Consider the following 18,813-nt stretch of genomic DNA (forward strand, 5'->3'; position numbering starts at 1 on the left):
TGTTCCTCCAGGGAAGAGCGGGCCGCTGGAGTGCGGCTGCCGGGCCTACTCTTGCTCCTTGACACCGTTGGAAGGTCAAGAGCCGAGGGGGAGACAGGCGGTGCTGATCGGAGAACTGGCCGAGCGGACCGGGACCAGCGAGCGGCTGCTGCGCTACTACGAGCGTGCGGGGTTGCTCCTGCCGGGACGTCGGCCCAACGGGTACCGGACGTATGACGAGAGCGCGTACGACGCGGTCCTGCGGATCCGGGCGCTGCTCGCGGCGGGGTTGCCCACCCGGGTCATCCGCCAGGTGCTGCCCTGCACCGACGCGGGGGCGGGGGTGCTGCCGTGCCCCGGTGTGCTGGACGCCATGCGGGCGCAGCTGCGCACACTGGACGAGCGGTCGGCGGAGATCGACGCTGCCAGGGACGTGCTGCGGCGGACCATCGCGAGCGCGGAGTCCGCCACGGTGCCCCGGGCCGCGGCGACCGACGCCGCCTGACCGGGCGGGCAGCCATACGGCTCCTGGGCGGCGATACGTCCTTTCACCTGCGGATCTTCTGTCCTTTACCTTCCCGTTGTTCGTTGCACCGGGACACGGACGCATGCTGGATCACCGCCTTCGCACCAGGACGCCGAGGGCGGGCAGCACTCCGATTCCCGAAGGACCGAACGCCCTGTGGCCGCACCCGTCGTTCTCACCGGCCGTATGACGCGCCTTGAGCCGCTCGCCACGCACCATGCCGAGGCCCTGGCCGAGGCCGCGGCGGAGGACCGTACGACCTACGCCTTCACCCCTGTGCCGCACGGCCTCGACGCGGCCCGCGGGTATGTCGACCGTGCCCTCGCCGAGCAGGCGGTGGGGCGGGCGCTGCCCTTCGCGGTCGTCAGTGCCGCCGACGGGCGGGTGGTCGGTTGCACCCGCTTCCTGGAGCTCGACCATTGGCAGGGCCCGATGGTGTGGCCGCCCGTACCGGGTGTTCCGTACGGCGATCCGGCCACCGCCGTGCCCGACGCCGCCGAAGTCGGCAACACCTGGCTCGCCGCCCGCGCCCAGGGCACCGGCATCAACACCGAGGCGAAGCTGCTGATGCTGCGCCACGCCTTCGAGACCTGGGGCGTGCGCCGCATCTCGTTCCGCGCCGACGCCCGCAACGCGCGCTCGCGCGCCGCCATCGAGCGGCTGGGGGCCACCTGCGAGGGCGTCCGCCGGGCCCACTCGCGGGGGTTGGACGGGGTGGTCCGCAACACCGCGTTCTATTCGATCCTGGACGATGAGTGGCCCACGGTGCGCGACATCATCGAGTTGCAGCTCGCGACCGCGGTGACCGTCCCGCGGAACATCGACCGGTTGGCGTCCGGGCCGTGGCCCTCGGCCTCACCGGGTGTGTCCGCGTAGGCGGCCGGGGTGCTGCTGTGACACCCGGGCCGCCGACTAGAGCCTGTCCGGTGGATCTTGCCTGGGACGCGCGGGCCTGGCACGCCCATCTGCCGCGTTGTCGTCGGTTGCCGACTCCCCCAAGCTCTCGGCTCCGCTCGACCAGGGGGCACCCCCACGCGTCGCCGCCCTCCTCCGCCTTGCAGCATTGGGGTCTCCCCTGCTCGAACGAAGTTGAGAGCTTGGGGAAGCACCACACCCCCGCTCACCAGCACCGAAACGGCGGCCCGGACCGAAGGCGGCCAGATCCACCGGACAGGCCCTAGACGGTCACCGACTTCGAGGGGTCAGCCGAGCTGGAAGGTCGCCTCGACGGGGTAGTGGTCGCTGGGGGAGCGGGTGTCCAGCTGACCCGGCGTCCAGCCCGCCTGGGGGTCGAAGTCGGCGGTGACCGGGGGAAGCGACAGCGGGACGGGGCGGCCGGGGGCGTTGAGGTAGCCGATGTAGTCGAGGTTGTCCCGGTAGTCCTTGGGGAACGTCTCGACGTCCGCCATGTACTGGCACCAGGCGGAGACCGCGCAGTCCATGGTGGTGGGCGACGGCTGGGTCGTGGTGTTGAGCGAACCGCCCACCGCGGCCTGCGCGTTGGCGTAGTCGCCGCGCGACTGTCCGTGGGTGTACTCGACGTTGAGGTCACCGCCGATGAGGACGGGGGCGGTGGCGCCGACGATCCCGTTCGTCCAGTTCCGGATCTCGCCGAGCTGCGCGAGGCGGGTGGCCTGGGTGGTGTCGGTCGAGGTGTTGGACTGGTCGGCCTGAAGGTGGGTGCCCACCACCCAGGTCTTGGTTCCGCCCTTGTCGATCTGGGCGAGCACCGCGCCCTTGTTGGCGTTGTAGTCCCAGGTGCCGGAGGTGGAGTTGGTGAAGACGTGGGCGTACTGGGCGGTGATCGGGTACTTGGAGAGGATCATCGTGCCGCCGTTGATCACGAACCACGAGCTGGAGCAGTTGCCGCTGATCCCGGTCCACCCGCCGCCCGAACAGGTCTGGCCGACCACGGGGGTGCGGTAGGGGTAGAGGTCGGCGAGCTTGGCGGAGATGTCGTCGGTCGAGGTGTGGTTGAACAGCTCGTCGAGGACGACGACGTCCGCGCTGTGCTGCCGGATGATCGACTCGATCACCGGGGTGCGCTGGGCGGCCTTCTCGTTCTCCACCGTGTCGACGGCGGCCGTACCGAGGTCGACGTTCCACGCGAACACGGACAGCGTCGAGCCGCCGGTCGCGGCGTGGGCGGCGGGGGCCTGCGAGAGCGTACTGCCGGCCAGCACGGCGCCGGCGGCAACTGCGGTCAGAGCGGAGAAGGTTCGGGGCACGCGCATGGGACAGCTCCAGAGGGGGATCTGTGGGGGCGGGGAACGGCGGAACTGTATCTACTGGTGAGTACGCGCGGAAGAACAACGGTTGATCAATTCGGGGCGGCGGGGTGTCACGCGTGATCACCCGCTGCGGCCCGGCCCCCGAGCCTCGACGAGAAGCGTCCCCACATGCGCCGGATCAGGCGCTTCGAGCACCCGCGCCCGTACGTGATCGAAGCCGTGCGCGTGAAGCATCCGCTCCCACATCGCGGGCGTGTAGGCCCACCGTTGCACCGGCAGCGACTCGCCCCGGAACCCGCGTCCGTACATGCCCTGCGGCCCGTAGCAGCCCTCCACCGGCGGGGCTTGCGAGAACACGAGCACCCCACCCGGCGTGAGCCGCGCACGAACAAGCGGTAGCAGCCGTTCCGGATCGAGGAACCACACCGCTCCCCAGATGGAATACACCGCGTCCCACCGTGCACCGGCCTGCTCCAGGAACGCGCAGGCGTCGGCCTGTTGGAAGCGCAGACCGGGTACGTCCGCCCAGCGCGCGCGGGCCGCCTCGCACTGCACGCCCGACAGATCCACGCCCGTCGCCTCCACGCCCTTGCGCGCGAGGTAGGCCAGCTCGTTGCCCTTTCCGCAGCCGAGCTCCAAGGCCGTCTGCGGCTGGCAGAGCAGTTCCTCACCGGGACCGTGACCCTCGTACTGGGTCCAGCCGAATCCGCGGTCCACGGAGGTCGCGGAGGCCTGCGAGGCGCCCGACGAGACCGGGTTGGCCGACCCCGCCGAGCCTTTGGGCCTCGCATAGTCGTCCCAGTACGATTCCAGGCTCACGCTCATCGGGCACCAATCCGGGCAGCAGTCGACGCACGAGGACACGCACCCCGCACGCGTACGAGCAGGCGACACTACTCACCCCGGTGAGGAGATCACCGGCGATCGGCCGCACTGCCCCCGGAATGAGTCAAAGACATCGGACGCCTTGACAGCGCAGCCGAGCCGGACAGCCCGCGGTGCGCACAGGTGAGAGTCACCCGGCCGCCTAGGGCCTGTCCGGTGGATCTTGCCTGGGACGCGGGGGTGTGGCACGCCCATCTGCGGCGTTGTCGTCGGTTGCCGACGCTCCGCGTCGCCGCCCTCCTCCGCCTTGCAGCTGCACGCACCACGACCCCGCTCACCAGCACCGAAACAGCGACCCGCACCGAAAGCGGCCAGATCCACCGGACAGACCCTAGTGGCCGTCCTCCCCGGGGCGGCAAGGGGTGCAGTCGGCGCCGTCCGTGGACCAGAGCTCCCAGTCCACGGCGAACCCGCACTGCTCGATCAGCTTCGCCGTCCGGATGACCGAGCCGTCCTGCTTCCGCTGGATCTCCGGGACATGGTGCAGGAAGCGTCCGTTGTTGTGCCGGTCGCAGAACTCCGCGTAGTTCCGGGTGTCCAGGATCAGTGTGTGGACACCCACGTCGACCAGCCGCCCCGCGCCCAGCCCGAGGCCGCGCCCCCGGTTCTCCATGACCGTCACCAGATAGGCGATGGCCTGCCCGAGGATCCGCTCGGCCAGTGACCGCACCATCTGATGATCCCGCAGAAGCAGCGTGACCTCCCGCTCCCATACTTCGGCCGACACGAATTGCCGAGGATCCCGCGAGCCCGCCTCCACGACGTCCCCTCTCCCCGCGACATCGTCGTCGCGATTCCCTTCGAGGTTGAGGGTGACCGGCGGATACGGGGAGAGCGCGAACCGGGCTGGTGCGGGCGGCAGTCGGGGGATGGCAGGGGCTCGGCCAGGCACGTGTGCCGTGTCGGATGACTGGAGTATCAGGCAGCGTGGCCGAAACCGACCTGTCTCACATGCTCAGATACACCGCGCTGCCGACCCCCGCCAGCATGCAGTACACCGCGAACGGCGTCAGGCTGCGGCTCTCGAAGTACTTGGTCAGGAACTTGACCGAGATGTAGCCCGCCGTGAAGGCCGCGATCGAACCGGCCACCAAGGGGCCGCGGACGCCGGCGTTCTCCGGCTTGAGGAGCTCGGGCAGTTTGAGTACGGAGGCGGCCAGGATGACCGGGGTGGCCAGGAGGAAGGAGAAGCGGGCCGCGTCCTCGTGGTTGAGGCCGCGCAGGATGCCGGTGCTCATGGTGACGCCGGAGCGGCTGATGCCCGGCAGCAGGGCGAGGATCTGCGCGGCGCCGATCCAGGTGCCCTGACGGTAACTCAGCTTGGAGATGCGGTGGTCGGACGCGATGTCGGGGTCGACACCGGGGGTGTGCGCGACATGCGCGCCGGCCCGGCGCCGACCGCCACCGCCCCGCTTGAGCCGTTCGGCCCCGAGCAGGACGAAGCCGTTGAGTGCCAGGAACACCGCCGACGGCACCGGCTTGCCGAGCGCCGCGCGCAGCGCGTGCTCGGCGACCAGGCCCGCCACGCCGACCGGGATGGTGCCCACGATCAGCAGCCACGCCAGCTTCTGCTCGCTGGTCTCGACCCGGCGCGTACGTATGGAGCTGACCAGTCCGCCGACCACCCGGACCCAGTCCTTGCGGAAGAAGACCACCAGCGCCAGTGCGGTGGCCAGGTGCAGGCCCACCAGGACCGCGAGGTAGGGCGACTTGTCGGCCGTGATGTCCAGGTCCTTCTGGACGCTGCCGCCGATCAGGGCCGGGAGCAGGATGCTGTGACCCAGGCTGGAGACGGGAAAGAGTTCGGTGACACCTTGCAGCAGGCCCACGCCGATGGACTCCGGGTAGGTCAGGGACATCGCACACCCTCAGCTCTGCGGTACCGGTCTTGTCGGAGGGGGTGCGCGACGGCGCACTGAGGCGTACTCGCACGGACTTCAGGCCTCTCCCCGCGAGAACGTACTACACGTCTGTAGACGTCCGGCGGGGAGGGGACGGAGTTCATCTGCTGGTCATCCGGCAGCCATCCGGGCCTACCGGAGCGGCGTCGTACGGCTACTGGTCGCGGGCTACTGGTCGCGTCGGCGGCGCAGCAGCAGGACCCCGCTGGTCACGACACCCGCGAGGGAGACCGCGGCGACGGGCTGTGCCACCGAGGAGGCCATGAACGAGTCCGCGCTCGGCTTGCCGCCGCCGTGCCCGTGGTGGCTGACGGTGGACTTGGCGGCGTCGGCCGCGATGTGCTGCTCGGTGGGCGCGGCGGGCGCCGCCTGCGCCGCGATCCCCTGTCCGTACACCACGTCCGAGCAGCTGTAGAACGCCTCGGGGCTGTCGTTGCGCTGCCAGATCTTGTAGACGATGTGCCGTCCGGTGCGGGCGGGGAGCGTGCCGGTGAAGCCGTAGTAGCCGTCGGTCGCGGTGCGGGCCGTCTGGTACGTGGCGACCGGCGTCGGGTCGAGGTCGGACCACTTCAGGGGATGCGTCGGGTCGAATCCCTCCTTGGTGATGTACAGGGTCATGGTGCCCGAATGGGGCGCCGTGACCCGGAACTTGAAGTCGAACGAGCCCGCGGCGACGTTGGTGGCCGGCCAGTCGGTACGGGCCCAGTCGAGAGCGCGGTACTTCTCCCGGTTGGCCGAGCACAACTTCCCGTCGGGGATGAGCTGTTGGTGCTTGCCGTCGGCGTTGGCGATGTTCACCTCGTTCCAGTCGTACAGGGGCTGGGTGCCGGAGTCGGCCACCAGGTCCTTGCAGACCTGGGACTTGGGGGTCTCGGGGCCCTCCGCGTAGCAGGCGGCGACCCGGCTCACCGGGTTGAACACCGCCCCGTGGGCGGACGCGGGGGAGGTGGCGACGGCGAGCAGCGCGGCGGAGGCGACGCCGAGTACGCCGAGGCAGGCGGCTGTACGAGGTGCGGGCAGGGGTGCCATGGGGGGCTCCTTCGCGTGAGGGGTGACACGCGCGCGTCGTGCGGCTCGACGCGGCGTGGCTCGAAGAAGGTTGGCATTGGACTAGACCAAGGCGCAAGAGGTCTGTACCAACTCGGTCCGGACCAACTGACGGAATGCGACGGTGAGTTGCGTTTTGGCTGCGGCGGCGGAACGGGAGCCGTGGTCAAGCCGACGGCCTCGGCCTGCCCCTGCGCTCCCCTCGGTCCGCCACCCGGAAGCTCAAACAGACGATCCCCGTGTCGGGGCCGACCTTCACCCCTTGGGCGCCCCAGTACCGGGCATGCCCCGCACGCCACTCCTCGACGGACCGGAACCCCTCGCCCTCGCTGTCCGCGAACGCCCAACCCACCTCGGCGAAGCGGCAGATCTCCACCCCGGTCACCACAATGTCGACCAACCGCTCACCCGCGTCGTCGACCACGACCAGTCGCTCGCCGACGTGCTCGATCTCCTCGCCCTCGGTCCCGTAGTCGTCGAGGAGTCCCGCGGTGCCGCGCTTCCTGCCCGCCACCACGAGAGCGTTGAGCTCGTCCCGGAAGCCGCCCGGCGTGCCGAGCTCCATCACCCGCAGTCCGTCGATACGTGGCCACATGGTGGACCAGGGTAGGCCCTACACCTGCGCCTGTTCGTCCAGGAACGTGGTGATCAGGCGCAGCCACTCCTGCGGGCGCTCGGCGAAGGGCAGATGGCCGGTGGCGAGGTCCACGCGGCGGACGCCGGGGATGCTGTCGGCGAGCTCTTCCTGGAGGGGGAGGTGGACCAGCGGGTCGGCGGTGGTGGTGATCAGCAGGGTCGGGATCGTGAGGTCGGCGAGGTCGGCGCGTACGTCGATCCGGCGGGCCAGCTCGATGTGGTCCGGGGTGCCCGGCGGGACGGACTCGGCGAGTGCTTCGGCGGCGGCCCGCACCTGGGCGGGGGTGAACGCGTTGAGGGCGGACGTGCCGAACGCGATCAGCGTGGCGAACTCGGCGAGCAGCAGGCGGTCGCCGGACTCGGAAAGCCGGCGCCAGACCGACGCCGCCAGGTCGAACCTGGTGTCGGCGTGCGCGAACGTGGCCGTCAGGACGAGGGCGGTCACCCGGTCCGGGTGGCGGGTGGCGGCCCGGATGGCGACCGGCCCGCCGAGCGAGTAGCCGGAGACGGCGAAGGTGTCCAGCCCCTCGGCGTCCGCCGCCGCGACCAACTGGTCGGCCAGGGCGTCCAGTTCGAGGGGTTCCGTCGAGCGCACGGTCGCGCCGGAACCCGGGAAGTCCGCGCCGACGACCATCCGCCCGGCGGCCAGGCCGTCGAGGATCGGCCCGTAGTTGGCCTCGATGCCGCCACCGGCGCCGTGCGCGAGCAGCAGTCCCGGGCGCCCGGATCCCGCACCGCGAACGGTACGGGCGAGAGTCGGCTCGGGCAGCGTGAAAGCGGTCATGACGATCCCCTGTCTGGCGGTGGGTGGCGTGCGGGTCGGTGCCCCGCACGTGTAGTGCGCGGGACCTTGCTGTAGCGATCGCTAAAGCAAGCGATGCGGCGCGACCGTATCAGCATTTCTTTAGCGATCGCTACAGGAGCGTTAGACTCATGCCATGACCCCCACCGAGCGGACCAGTGAGCGGACCACCGAGCGGCGGCCGCGCCGTGCCTTCGACCGCGACAAGGCGCTGGAGATCGCGCTCACCGAGTTCTGGCGGCACGGTTACGAGACGACCTCCGTCGCCATGCTCACCAAGGCGATGGGAATCAATCCGCCCAGCCTGTACGCCGCCTTCGGCGACAAACGGCAGCTGTTCAGCGAGGCCGTCCAGCTCTACTCGCGCACCCACGGCAGCCAGGGCGCCCGCGCCCTCGACGAGCCCACCGCGCGGGGCGCCGTCGAAGCCCTCCTCCGGTTCGCCGCCGCCGACTACGCCGACCCGAGCCACCCGCCGGGCTGCTTCGTCATCAACGGGGCCACCAACTGCACTCCGGCTGCCGAGGACGTCAAGGCGGAGCTGCGCGCGGTCCGCGAAGCAACCAAGCGCGCCATCGAGGAGAAGATCGCCGCCGACGTGGCGATCGGACAGCTGCCCGACACCGTCGATGCCAACGCCCTCGCCACGTTCTACGCGGCCGTCATCCAGGGCATGGACACCCAGGCCTGCGACGGCGTCGACCGGGCGACCCTGGAGCGCGTGGCCGACATCGCGATGGCGGCCTGGCCCGACGCGTAGGCGCGCAAGGCCCGCACAGGGTCGGCCCCCGGTCCCGGGCCGTGAGCGAAGGAGCCCGGCTACAGGACAGTGCCGCCCAGCACCTCCTTCCCGCTCCAGCCGGGCAGCACGTAGAACACGGCGGAGCCGTAGTGCTCGATGTAAGGGTTGAGGGCGTCATGGGCCGCCAGGCGGCGCTGTACGCGGACGAACAGCTCCGGATCGGCGAGGTAGGCGAGGAAGAGCAGGCCCCGGTCGTCGGGGCCGTTGTCGTACGAGTATCCGCGCCGCATCATGCGCGCGCCGCCGTCGAAGCGCGGGTGGGCGAGGCGTACATGGGCGTCGGCGGGGAGCAGATAGCGTCCCTGGGGTGTCTTGGCGAAGAGGTCGGCCTCGGTGTGTTCCGGGCCGCCCTGGAGCGGGCCGCCGCCGTCCTTGTGCCGCCCGATGATCCGCTCCTGGCGTTCGACCGGCAGCTCGGCGAACTCCCCTGTCGCCAGCCGGATACGCCGTACGACCAGGTACGTTCCCCCGCGATACGGGCCGGCCCCCAGCCACACCCAGCGCGCGGCCTCCGCGACGGTGGGGTTGGCTGTTCCGTCCTTGAAGCCGAGGAGGTTGCGCGGGGTCTGGCCGGGCCGCGTCGCCGGGAGGAAGCCCGCCTGACGCCAGCGCGGACGCAGCACCCCGGCCCCCACCCGCTCCAGCCCGCGCGCCAACTCCCCGACGGCGTCCGGGGTGCGGGCACACACTTGGACACACACATCGCCGCCCCCGTCCTCGGGCCGCAGCCGGTCACCCGCGAAGGCGGGCAGCTCGCGCAGCGCCTGCGGCGCGTGGAGGCCGAGCCGGGCGAAGAGGTTCCGGCCCACGCCGACCGTCGCGGTCCGCCGGTCGCGGTCGTCGGCCGGGAGGTCACGGAGCGCCCGTGTCCAGGTCGCGAGCATACGACGCACCGCGCGTCGGCCCTCCGGGCCGTGGATGCCGGGGCGCAGGTCGTACGAGAGCACCAGCGCATACGGGGGCTGGGGTTCGGCGATGCCCCGCTGATGGCCTTCGGGGGAAGGTGTGCGCCCCGGGCCGTGCGCGGGGGCCGGGGCAGGGGCCGGGCCGGGGGCTCGCTGGCAACCGGCGACGACTGTGCCCATGGCGGTGAGGCCGATGCCGAGCAGGGTGCGGCGGCCCGGCGAGGCGGACCGTACGCGTCCGGTCCACTGCAAGTAATCATAAAAAGGGGCGTAGTTCGCATTCACGGCACGACGCACGATACACCTGCCCCCATGGTCGCCCTTGCCTTTCGCCTCGTGCCGTGGCGACGCCGGTGCACCCCGGTCGTCGTCGCCGCTCTGCTCCTGCTGGTTCCGGCGTGCTCAGGTCCCGCGGACGACTCGGCGCCGCCCGGTCGCGGCGCGGCCACGCTGCGCGTGCCGCGTGACTTCGGGTCCGTACAGGAGGCCGTCGATCACGCCCGGCCGGGGGATCTCGTCCTGGTCGCGCCCGGTGTCTACCGCGAGAGCGTCACCATCGCCGCATCGCGCGTGGTGCTGCGCGGCGCGGACCGCAACACCGTCGTGATCGACGGGGAGTTCCGCCGCGCCAACGGCGTCACCGTCACGGGTCCGGGGTCGGCGGTGGAGAACCTTACGGTCCGCGACCACCTCGCCAACGGCGTGCTGTTCACCGGCGTGACCGACGCGTCGCGGCACACCGGAGGCGCGGGCGGAGCGGGGTACGAACGGCTCGACACCAAGGCGTACCCACCGCTCAAGGGCTTCCGGGCCTCGTTCGTCACCGCCCACAACAACGCGCTGTACGGCATCTACGCGTTCGACGCGCGCGACGGGGTCATCGAGGACTCGTACGCCTCGGGGCAGGCCGACTCCGGGATCTATGTGGGCCAGTGCCACCCGTGTGCCACCACGGTCCGGCGCAACACCGTCGAGCACAACGCCGTGGGCATCGAAGTCACCAACGCCTCGGACGAGTTGTACGTCCTCGGCAACACGGCCCGCCGCAACCGCGTCGGGGCCACTGTCAACTCCAACGACCTGGAGGCCCTGGCACCGCAGCACCGGGCGGTGTTCATCGGCAACGCCCTCAGCGACAACAACGACGACCGCAGCCCCGAGCAGGCCGACGGCGGTTACGGGATCGGGATCGGCCTGGGCGGTGGCACGGACAACACCGTCGAGCACAATCTGATCAGCGGGAACCGCCGCGCCGGGGTGCTGCTCACCGATGTCGCGGGCTACCCGGCGGCCCGCAACGCGGTGCGCGCCAACCGCGTCACCGGCAACGGCACCGACCTCGTCCTCGCCACCGCGGCGCAGGGCGGCAACTGCTTCGACGGCAACACGCAGGAGCGGGTGTCCCCGGCCGAGCTCATCGAGGCCGCCCCGTGCGGCCGCGACGGCGGGCCGTGGCAGGCGCCCGGTTCCGCGCCGGCCGTCACCGCGCCGCCGGGCATGTCCTTCCGGATCGTGCCCGCCCCGCCGCCGCAGCCGTCCATGCCCCGGGCGCTCTCCGCTCCCGCGAGGGCCGCCGTCGGCCTGCCGGGGCGCCCGGACACGCAGTCCTACGCGCTGCCGCTGGGTCCGCAGAGCCGGGGCCGGTCACGGCGGAGGCGTGGTCGCTGACGGCCACGGCCCTGGCGGCAGCGGCGAGCGGTGCTGCCCGGTGAAGTCGACCGTCATCGGCTCCTCGCCGCTCGCCAGCCGGGCCTCCACGCGGCCGAGCGCGCCCCTCTCGTCGACCCAGTACGTCACCGGTGAGGAGCCCGAGGGCTTGGCGCCGTCGGGCGTACGGGCCCCGCGTCCCTCGGGGGCCCGGGCGGGGCGCGGTCCGGCGAACAGGGTGTAGACGCGGCCCCGGAGCCGTTTCTCGCCCAGCCACCGGGGCCCCGACTGGGCCAGCAGCTGGGCGTTCTCGGGCCGGTCGCTGCCCAGGGCCAGGACGAGCCGCAGCGCGCGGTCCAGTGGATCGCGGGTGTAGGGGCGCCGGGACCAGCGGGTGGCCGCGCCCGGGCGGGCCACCGGCTGCTGTCCCGCCGACACCGTGCCCGGTGCCACCGACACCGCCGCCTGGTCCCAGGCCACCCGGCCGGTGTGGCCCAGGGCGCTGTAGCTGCCGCTCGCACGGTGGGCCGCGTAGTCGACGACGGCGTCCACACCGACCTCGGCGTCGGCGGTGGGCACGCGCAGACGGACGGCGGCCGGGCCGGTCTCGTACACCGTCAAGCGGGCCAGGGCGAGCCGTTGGGCCTCCTCCTGTGTGAGCGGACGCGCCGTGTCGCCCGTGCCGCAGGCCGTCGTGCCGATGAGGAGCCATGCCGCCAGCAGTGCGGCGCGCCCGGTGCGTCGCAGGGCCTGGGGGATCGGTTGTCCCGTCACCGGGTCAGCACATCATCGGCCGTGCGCCGAGCGCGGCCGTGACACGGCCCGGCCCGGCCCGAGGGGCGGTTCGGGTGAACCTGGTGCGGCAGAAGAGTGAGCCTCGATCCCAACGGCCGACGTCGATCACGAGAGTTCGGCGATGCGATGTTCATTTTTTTCGTCGTATCAGGTGACGGCGGAAAAGAGAGACGATGAAACACCCTCCATGGCCTGCCCCGGGCCGCTTCCGGTACTGGGCGGCGGGCGGCGCGGCGCTCATGCTGGCCGCGCCCCTGCTGGGCACCGCCCAGGCGGGCGCTCCGACGGCCCGCGTGGACGGCACGGTCGATGTCACCGTGGTACGGGACGTGGACTCCGACGGCAGCTGGACCCCCGCCCTTGAGGTCGGGGAGCAGGGCATCCCCGTACGGCTCACGGACGCGGCGGGCACCACGAGTACGGTCGTCACGGGCGATGACGGCAAGGCGCACTTCGTGCCGTCGGCCCTCGGGCTGACGGGCGGGCGCTACCGGGTGGAGGCGGTGATCCCGCGCGACAAGTCGTTCCTGCGTCCGGCCCAGGCGGGCGGCCCCGCGCCCTCCCTGTCGTCCCTCGTCGAGTTCGTGGACGTGACCGGCGGCAAGAACGCCTCCGTCGTCACCGGTGTGCACGTCCCCGCCGACTACTGCCAGGCCAACCCCACTCTCGCGACGCCGTGCTTCCACCAGGGGGCGCCCGGGCAGGTGGGCACGAAAGCGCTGGTGTCCTGGCCGTACGACCGCACCGGCGACAGCCCGGCGCCGACCGACGAGACCACCTTCGAGCAGATCGGCGCCACCTACGGCCTCGCCCACAAGCGGGACACCGACCAGCTGTTCGTCGGCGCGCTCACCAAACGCCTGATGCCGTACGGGCCCGCGGGCCCCGGCGGTATCTACGTGGTGGACCGCAAGACCAAGCAGACCTCGTTGTTCGCGACCGTTCCCGACGCCGGTGACGCCAAGCACTCCACGGACCTCACCCGCGACACCATGGAGATCAACAACGCGGTCGGTAAGGAAGCGCTCGGCGACCTCGACATGGGCGGCGACGGCCACACCCTGTACGCGGTGGGGCTCAAGGCCAAGAGCCTGTACGTGTACGACACCACCGGCGCCGGTCCCGGCAAGCCGGGCGCCCAGCCCGAGCAGACCATCCCCATCCCCGACCCCGGCTGCCCCAGCGGCGCGGCCGACTGGCGGCCCTACGGCCTGGGCATGCACGACGGCGCCGTGTACGTGGGCGGCACGTGCAGCGCCGAGTCCTCGCAGAACGACGCGGACCTGCGGGCGTATGTGCTCAAGCTCGACGGCGCCTCCTTCACCACCGTCATCTCACACGACCTCGCGTACGAGCGCGGCCAGGGCTACGCCTCGGTCGGCGGTGACACGCACTGGCGGCACTGGCTGAAGACCTGGGACCCGTACGCGTGGTTCAAGCAGGCCAATTTCCCCCAGCCGATCCTCTCCGACATCGTCTTCGACCGCGACGGCTCGATGATCCTGGGCTTCAGGGACCGGCTCGGCGACCAGGCCGGCTACGAGGCGCTCTCGCCGGAGGGATCCACCGACACCGCCCAGCGCTCGCTGTTCCCCGCGATGGGGGACATCACGCGGGTCTGCAAGAAGGGCACCGGGTGGGTATGGGACAGCGAGGGGCCCGAGTGCCCCAACCACTTCGTGAACGGCAGCGCGCCACCACAGCAGGACGGCGTGAAGGAGTACTACTACGACGACTCCACGCTCGGCCAGCTCGCGGAATCGCTCCAGGGCGGGCTCGCGTTCGCGCCGCGCTTCACCAAGACGGTGTCGACGATCGTCGACCCGCTGACGATCTTCTCGGGCGGTGTGCGCAAGTTCGACAACACCACGGGCAAGGGCTCCGACGACTACCAAGTCGACGGCGGCACCGGCTCGTTCGGCAAGGCCAACGGCCTGGGAGACCTGGAACTCCTGTGTGACGAGGCGCCGCTGCAGATCGGCAACCGGGTCTGGTTCGACCGCAACCGCAACGGCATCCAGGACCCCACCGAGGAGGCGATCCCCGGTGCGACCGTCACCCTGCTCGACAAGGACGGCAAGGTCCTTGAAACGACGACGACCAATGCGCGCGGCGAGTACTACTTCCAGGTCAAGCCGCACACCGAGTACCAGATCAAGTTCGACGTGACCACGGCCGACACCGCCGGCATTCCCGAGAAACCCGCGCCCAAGGACCTCGTCCCCACGGCCAGGGACCGGGGCGACAACCGCTCCATCGACTCCAACCCCGACCCGCGCACCCAGATCGACCGGCTGACGACCGGGGCGGCGGGCGACAACGACCATACGCACGACGCCGGTTACTACATCCCGCCCCGCGGTCAGGTGAGCGTCGTCAAACACGACGCGAAGACCGGCGGACCGCTGTCCGGAGCCGTCTTCCAGCTCTGGCACGAGACCAACGGCGAGGCCGGTCTCCAGATGAGCGGGGCCGGCCCCGACGCCAAGGTGGGCGGCCCCTGCACCACACCGGCGGACGGCGCCTGCCACACCCGGGGCCTGCCGCTCGGCACGTACTACTGGCAGGAGGTCACGGCCCCCAGCGGCCATGTGCTGCCCACGCCCGCCGTCTTCGGACCGCTGCACCTGACGGCGGAGAACGCCGAGCAGGGGGTCGGTGTCACCGTCCGCAACGAACCTCTGCACGGACAGATCAGGGTCGTGAAGCTGGACGCGACGACGAACAAGGCCCTTGAGGGCGCCGTGTTCGAGCTGTGGCAGGAGACCAACGGCGAGGACGGACTCCAGACCGGCGGAGCCACCCCGGACACCAAGCACGGCGCGGCCTGCGCCACCGACGGGCAGGGCCACTGCACCTTCACGGACCTCCCGCTGGGCACCTACTACCTGCGCGAGACCGCCGTACCGGAGGGCTACACGCTCCCCGATCAGCCGGTCACCGGTCCGTACACCATCACGGCCGACAACGCCGAGCACAGTGTGGAGATCACGCTGAAGAACACCAGAGGCGAACCCCCCAAGGGCAAGGGCAAGGGCAAGGGAGGCCCGCGCGGGCCCCAGCTGCGCTGAGCCGCTGGTTGTTCCGGGCGTGAAGGCGGGGCAGTCGAATGACTGCCCCGCCGTTTACCGGCTCATCGAGCGCGGACCTAGCGGAGGGTCACCACGGACGCCATCCACTGGTGCGTCGCGGTGCCGGACGCCGCGTAGCTGCCGGTGGTGGAGACGATCTGGTACGCGGTGGCGAGCTGGTCCTCGGAGACGAACAGCGTCGGCCGGGCGGTGAACCCCGCGTCCCAGGTGGCGTCGTGGCCGCCCTGGACGCCCGCCACGCCGAAGACGAGTTCATTGGCCGCGTTGGTCGTCGCCGTGCTGCCCGAGTTGAAGGGGGTGCCGGCCGCCCCGGTCGCCGACGAGGTCCGGTCGACGGCGGTCACCCCGCTGAACTCCTCCACCGTGGCGTGGTGTTCGCCGGTGGTGGGATACGTCAGCGTGATGGTGTCCGACGAGGTGAGCGGCTTGACCCCGATCGAGGCCAGGACGAGAGTGCGGTCGCTCGCGCCGTCCGCCTTGTCGCTGACCACGGAGTACACATTGCCCTGGGTGTCGGTGGCCCCGACGGCACCGGAGTGCGTGTTGGTGAGCATCGCGGAGACCAGCAGGGTGTCACCGGCCCGGACCGTACGGCCCACGGGCAGCGCCAGACTCGTCCCGCTCGCCGCGGCCGCAGCCGTAGCGACCGGGCCCTGGTAGGCGACGGCACCGCTGCGCTGCAGCGCGTTGTGGTACGCGTAGTCGCCGACCGAGTAGCCGGCGTTCAGCCCCTGCTCGGTGTCGAAGCGGTAGTGGACCCCCAGATACAGCCGGCTGTAGCCGTCCTCGGTGGCGGCCGCGCTGATGGAGGTGAAGCTCCGGGTCACCGTCGACGGGTCGGTGAGCTGCGGATCCTGCGTATGGGCGGTGTACGAGACGTTGTCGCCGAAGTAGTCGCGCATCACCCCGGCCCAGGCCCCGGCGAAGGTCGCGTGCCCGGACACGTACGAGGGGAACGGCGGGGTGAAGTGGGTGCCGTCGGCCGTCGCGGACAGCGGATTCCAGCCGGGGTCCTGGTGCAGGGCCGAGTTGGTGGCGTGGTCGGCGTTCCGGATCGCGGTCACCGGCCGCCACAGCGAGATGGCGGTGTCGTACTTGGCGTCCCAGGCGGTGATCGAGGCGTCGGCCATCGAGATCGCGACCAGCGCGAACAGCCGCGCGTTGGCGAACTCGCCCAGTTGCTCGCCGGAGGACTGGGATATCGCCGCGGTGGTCTCGAACAGCTGCCCGGGCGGCTTGTATGTGCCCGGCGTCAGCACGTTGTTGTTGGCGTCGCAGGTCGGACCGATGTCGTTCGCCCAGAACTTGGCGTACTGAGTCTGGTCGTCCGAGCGGTCGGCCGGGGTGGCCGTGGCCGAGCCGACCCGCTGTACCTCGTTGACCTGCGTCGCGTACTCGGGGCTGGCCAGCAGTGCCGCGTACGAGCTGTATCCGGCGGGCAGCGGAGGCCGGAACTGGTCGCCCGAGGTCATGGCGAACGGTTTGAGCCTGCCCCAGTTGGGACCCAGCGCGGCCCTTCCGTCGGTGGGGCGCCACCGTCCGGGGGTCTGGTCGAGCGTGTAGGTCCCGCCGAAGGCGGTGTTCGTGTCGCCCGCCCGGGCCGTGATCATCGCCTGGGCGGCCAGCTTTCCGACCTGCTGGCCGGCTGCCTTCTGCTGCTCGGTCACCGAGGCCGGGAGATAGCTGAGCTCCCTGGTCAGCGCGGCGTCGATGTCGCTGTAGAACGACGCCTGCTGTCCGGGGAAGGCGGCCACCAGGGTGTCGTGTGCCGCTTGGTCGATCGCGGCTTCGGCCGAGGCGCCCGCGTCGGCGGGTGCGCGGCCCAGGTAGAAGCCGTAGGCGGGGTCGGCTCCGCCGGAGATCGAGTTGTCGGCGTCCCAGATCGCGGCGTGCATCATCGCCCCGGCCCGCACCAGCGGCCCAGGCGCTCCGTACTCGCCGCACACCTTGGTGAACTGCTGGCGCAGGACCTGGTTCCACTCCAGTACGTGGTCATGCGCGGGCGTGGCGGCCGAGACCGCCGGGGTGGACAGGGCCAGCGGCCCGCCCAGTGCGAGCACGGTGGTGGCCACCACCCGCCACCGGGCCGTCCGGCCGGATCTTCGGTTGTGCGCGGGCGTGCGGGCCGGTTGCGACGAGCGAAGGTGCGCGAACACAGGGCTCCTCAAGAGGACGGTGGTGCACGGGATTCGACACGGCGGGTGGATTCACCCGCCGCGACTATTGGCTGTCCCGAGCTGTCCAGGCAACGGCCCGGGACACTCCCGGACGATCGTGGACGCCGCCGGCCTGACAGGCCGACCCCGTCCCGTCTGTTCTCCCAGGACGAGGCGGACCGATGCAGTGGAAGGTGAAGGGCTCCGGGGCATGATGCCTGCTGTCTGGAGCGGACACACTGCGAGGGGGTAACGCGATGTTATCGACGCTGTCGTGTGACGGAGGGCCGGAGTCGACGGCCTCCTTGGTCGCGGCGGTCGGCCGGGCACTGGAGGGGGCCGGGGCTGCTGTGGTGCCGGTGGCCGCCGCCGCGCCGCCGACGTTCGACCTCGCGGCGCACGTGCCCGAGGGGACGGCGGTCGTCATCGCAACCTCCGGCTCGACGAGCCACCCCAAGGGAGTGCTGCTGTCGGCCGAGGCACTGCGGGCGTCCGCGCGGGCCACACACACCCGGCTGGGCGGGCCGGGCCGCTGGTTACTGGCGCTGCCGCCGTACCATGTCGCGGGACTTCAGGTGCTGGTCAGGTCGCTGCTCGCAGGCACCTCGCCCGTCCTCCACGACGCGCGCGGCGGGTTCCGGGCCGAGGACTTCCGCTCGGCCGGCTGCCGCTACACCGCTCTGGTGCCCACCCAGCTCATACGTCTGCTGCGCGCGGGCGGCCCGGCCCTGGAGGCGCTGCGGGAGTTCGACGCCGTGCTCCTCGGGGGGACGCGTGTGCCGCCCGAAATCGTCGGACGCGCCCGGGAGGCCGGGGTGCGGGTGGTGACCACGTACGGGATGAGCGAGACCGCCGGTGGATGTGTCTACGACGGGATGCCGCTCGACGGCGTACGCGTACGAGTGGTGAGCGATGGTGACGCGGAGGGAACCATCCTCCTCGGCGGGCCGACGCTGGCCTCGGGGTATCTGGGCGAGCCGGAGCTGACCGCCCGGGCGTTCGCGGACGGCTGGTTCCGCACGGACGACCTCGGCCGTCGGCATCCCGACGGCCGCCTGGAGGTGCTGGGCAGGGCCGACGACGTGGTCATCACGGGCGGCGTGAAGGTCTCCCCGTCGGCGGTGGAAGCGGTCCTGCGCGAGCAGCCCGGGGTGGGGGATGCGTGTGTCGTCGGGGTGGCCGACGACGACTGGGGACAGATCGTGGTCGCGGTGGTCGTGCCCGCCGAGCCGGGTGGTCTGCGGCCGGGCGTGGAGGGCGAGTTGGCCGACGCCGTACGTGCCCGGCTCGGCAGGGCGGCCGCGCCCAAGGCCGTACGGCTGCTGACGGACATGCCGACACGAGGGGTCGGGAAGCCGGACCGGCGGGCGGTCAGGGCGCTCTTCGAGCCGCGGCGGGGTGATGGCTGA

Annotated in this window: 16 protein-coding genes; 6 read left to right on the top strand and 10 right to left on the bottom strand. The window is 71.4% G+C overall.

Annotated features, from left to right (window positions below; all coding sequences use genetic code 11):
- Positions 1–100: 100 nt before the first annotated feature.
- Together ACGFRG_RS19175 and ACGFRG_RS19180 are read left to right on the top strand one after the other, a co-directional pair.
- The gene (locus ACGFRG_RS19175) at positions 101–484 is read left to right on the top strand and encodes a MerR family transcriptional regulator (protein WP_361425894.1); all 384 of its coding nucleotides are present in this window, start codon (positions 101–103) and stop codon (positions 482–484) included.
- 177 nt (positions 485–661) lie between these two features.
- The gene (locus ACGFRG_RS19180; RefSeq protein WP_393265310.1) at positions 662–1,381 is read left to right on the top strand and encodes a GNAT family N-acetyltransferase; all 720 of its coding nucleotides are present in this window, start codon (positions 662–664) and stop codon (positions 1,379–1,381) included.
- Between the two features lie 326 nt (positions 1,382–1,707).
- On the opposite strand, the gene ACGFRG_RS19185 is transcribed toward ACGFRG_RS19180, so the two are convergent.
- From ACGFRG_RS19185 to ACGFRG_RS19215, 7 genes are all read right to left on the bottom strand, one after another.
- Complete coding sequence (locus ACGFRG_RS19185; protein ID WP_393265313.1) at positions 1,708–2,739, bottom strand: sphingomyelin phosphodiesterase; 1,032 nt, start codon at positions 2,737–2,739, stop codon at positions 1,708–1,710.
- 117 nt (positions 2,740–2,856) lie between these two features.
- Complete coding sequence (locus tag ACGFRG_RS19190) at positions 2,857–3,561, bottom strand: class I SAM-dependent methyltransferase (RefSeq protein WP_393265315.1); 705 nt, start codon at positions 3,559–3,561, stop codon at positions 2,857–2,859.
- Between the two features lie 391 nt (positions 3,562–3,952).
- Positions 3,953–4,348 (bottom strand): glycine-rich domain-containing protein, encoded by a 396-nt coding sequence (locus ACGFRG_RS19195; protein ID WP_393265318.1) that lies wholly within the window; start codon positions 4,346–4,348, stop codon positions 3,953–3,955.
- A gap of 220 nt (positions 4,349–4,568) precedes the next feature.
- Positions 4,569–5,480 carry an undecaprenyl-diphosphate phosphatase gene (locus ACGFRG_RS19200; RefSeq protein WP_361425879.1) on the bottom strand — a complete coding sequence of 304 codons (912 nt, stop codon included), beginning with the start codon at positions 5,478–5,480 and terminating at the stop codon, positions 4,569–4,571.
- A gap of 210 nt (positions 5,481–5,690) precedes the next feature.
- Positions 5,691–6,551: a lytic polysaccharide monooxygenase gene (locus ACGFRG_RS19205; protein ID WP_361425876.1), complete on the bottom strand. Its 861-nt coding sequence runs from the start codon at positions 6,549–6,551 to the stop codon at positions 5,691–5,693.
- 184 nt (positions 6,552–6,735) lie between these two features.
- Entirely contained in the window at positions 6,736–7,164 is a 429-nt protein-coding gene (locus ACGFRG_RS19210; protein ID WP_361425873.1) for an ASCH domain-containing protein, read from the bottom strand.
- An 18-nt stretch (positions 7,165–7,182) separates the two neighbouring features.
- The gene (locus tag ACGFRG_RS19215) at positions 7,183–7,989 is read right to left on the bottom strand and encodes an alpha/beta fold hydrolase (RefSeq protein WP_393265323.1); all 807 of its coding nucleotides are present in this window, start codon (positions 7,987–7,989) and stop codon (positions 7,183–7,185) included.
- A 154-nt stretch (positions 7,990–8,143) separates the two neighbouring features.
- Here ACGFRG_RS19215 and ACGFRG_RS19220 point away from each other — a divergent pair, with 154 nt between their 5' ends.
- Positions 8,144–8,767 (top strand): TetR/AcrR family transcriptional regulator, encoded by a 624-nt coding sequence (locus ACGFRG_RS19220; protein WP_393265325.1) that lies wholly within the window; start codon positions 8,144–8,146, stop codon positions 8,765–8,767.
- A 59-nt stretch (positions 8,768–8,826) separates the two neighbouring features.
- Here the strand turns inward: ACGFRG_RS19220 and ACGFRG_RS19225 are convergent, their stop codons facing one another.
- Positions 8,827–9,966, bottom strand: coding sequence for a Dyp-type peroxidase (locus tag ACGFRG_RS19225; protein ID WP_393265327.1), 1,140 nt, complete (start codon positions 9,964–9,966; stop codon positions 8,827–8,829).
- A gap of 60 nt (positions 9,967–10,026) precedes the next feature.
- On the opposite strand from ACGFRG_RS19225, the gene ACGFRG_RS19230 reads away from it, so the two are divergent.
- Positions 10,027–11,382: a right-handed parallel beta-helix repeat-containing protein gene (locus ACGFRG_RS19230; protein WP_361425861.1), complete on the top strand. Its 1,356-nt coding sequence runs from the start codon at positions 10,027–10,029 to the stop codon at positions 11,380–11,382.
- Here ACGFRG_RS19230 and ACGFRG_RS19235 read toward each other — a convergent pair.
- A complete protein-coding gene (locus tag ACGFRG_RS19235; protein WP_393265331.1) occupies positions 11,359–12,135 on the bottom strand; it encodes a hypothetical protein in 777 nt (258 codons plus the stop codon). The genes ACGFRG_RS19230 and ACGFRG_RS19235 overlap by 24 nt on opposite strands.
- Positions 12,136–12,329: 194 nt before the next feature.
- Here ACGFRG_RS19235 and ACGFRG_RS19240 point away from each other — a divergent pair, with 194 nt between their 5' ends.
- A complete protein-coding gene (locus ACGFRG_RS19240) occupies positions 12,330–15,227 on the top strand; it encodes a collagen binding domain-containing protein (RefSeq protein WP_393265334.1) in 2,898 nt (965 codons plus the stop codon).
- Between the two features lie 77 nt (positions 15,228–15,304).
- Here the strand turns inward: ACGFRG_RS19240 and ACGFRG_RS19245 are convergent, their stop codons facing one another.
- Entirely contained in the window at positions 15,305–17,320 is a 2,016-nt protein-coding gene (locus ACGFRG_RS19245) for a vanadium-dependent haloperoxidase (RefSeq protein ID WP_393265337.1), read from the bottom strand.
- 341 nt (positions 17,321–17,661) lie between these two features.
- On the opposite strand from ACGFRG_RS19245, the gene menE reads away from it, so the two are divergent.
- On the top strand, positions 17,662–18,813 hold the full coding sequence (gene menE, locus ACGFRG_RS19250) for an o-succinylbenzoate--CoA ligase (RefSeq protein ID WP_393265339.1): 1,152 nt from the start codon (positions 17,662–17,664) through the stop codon (positions 18,811–18,813).

The sequence above is a fragment of the Streptomyces sp. NPDC048696 genome, assembly GCF_043198895.1.
Taxonomy (GTDB): Bacteria; Actinomycetota; Actinomycetes; order Streptomycetales; family Streptomycetaceae; genus Streptomyces.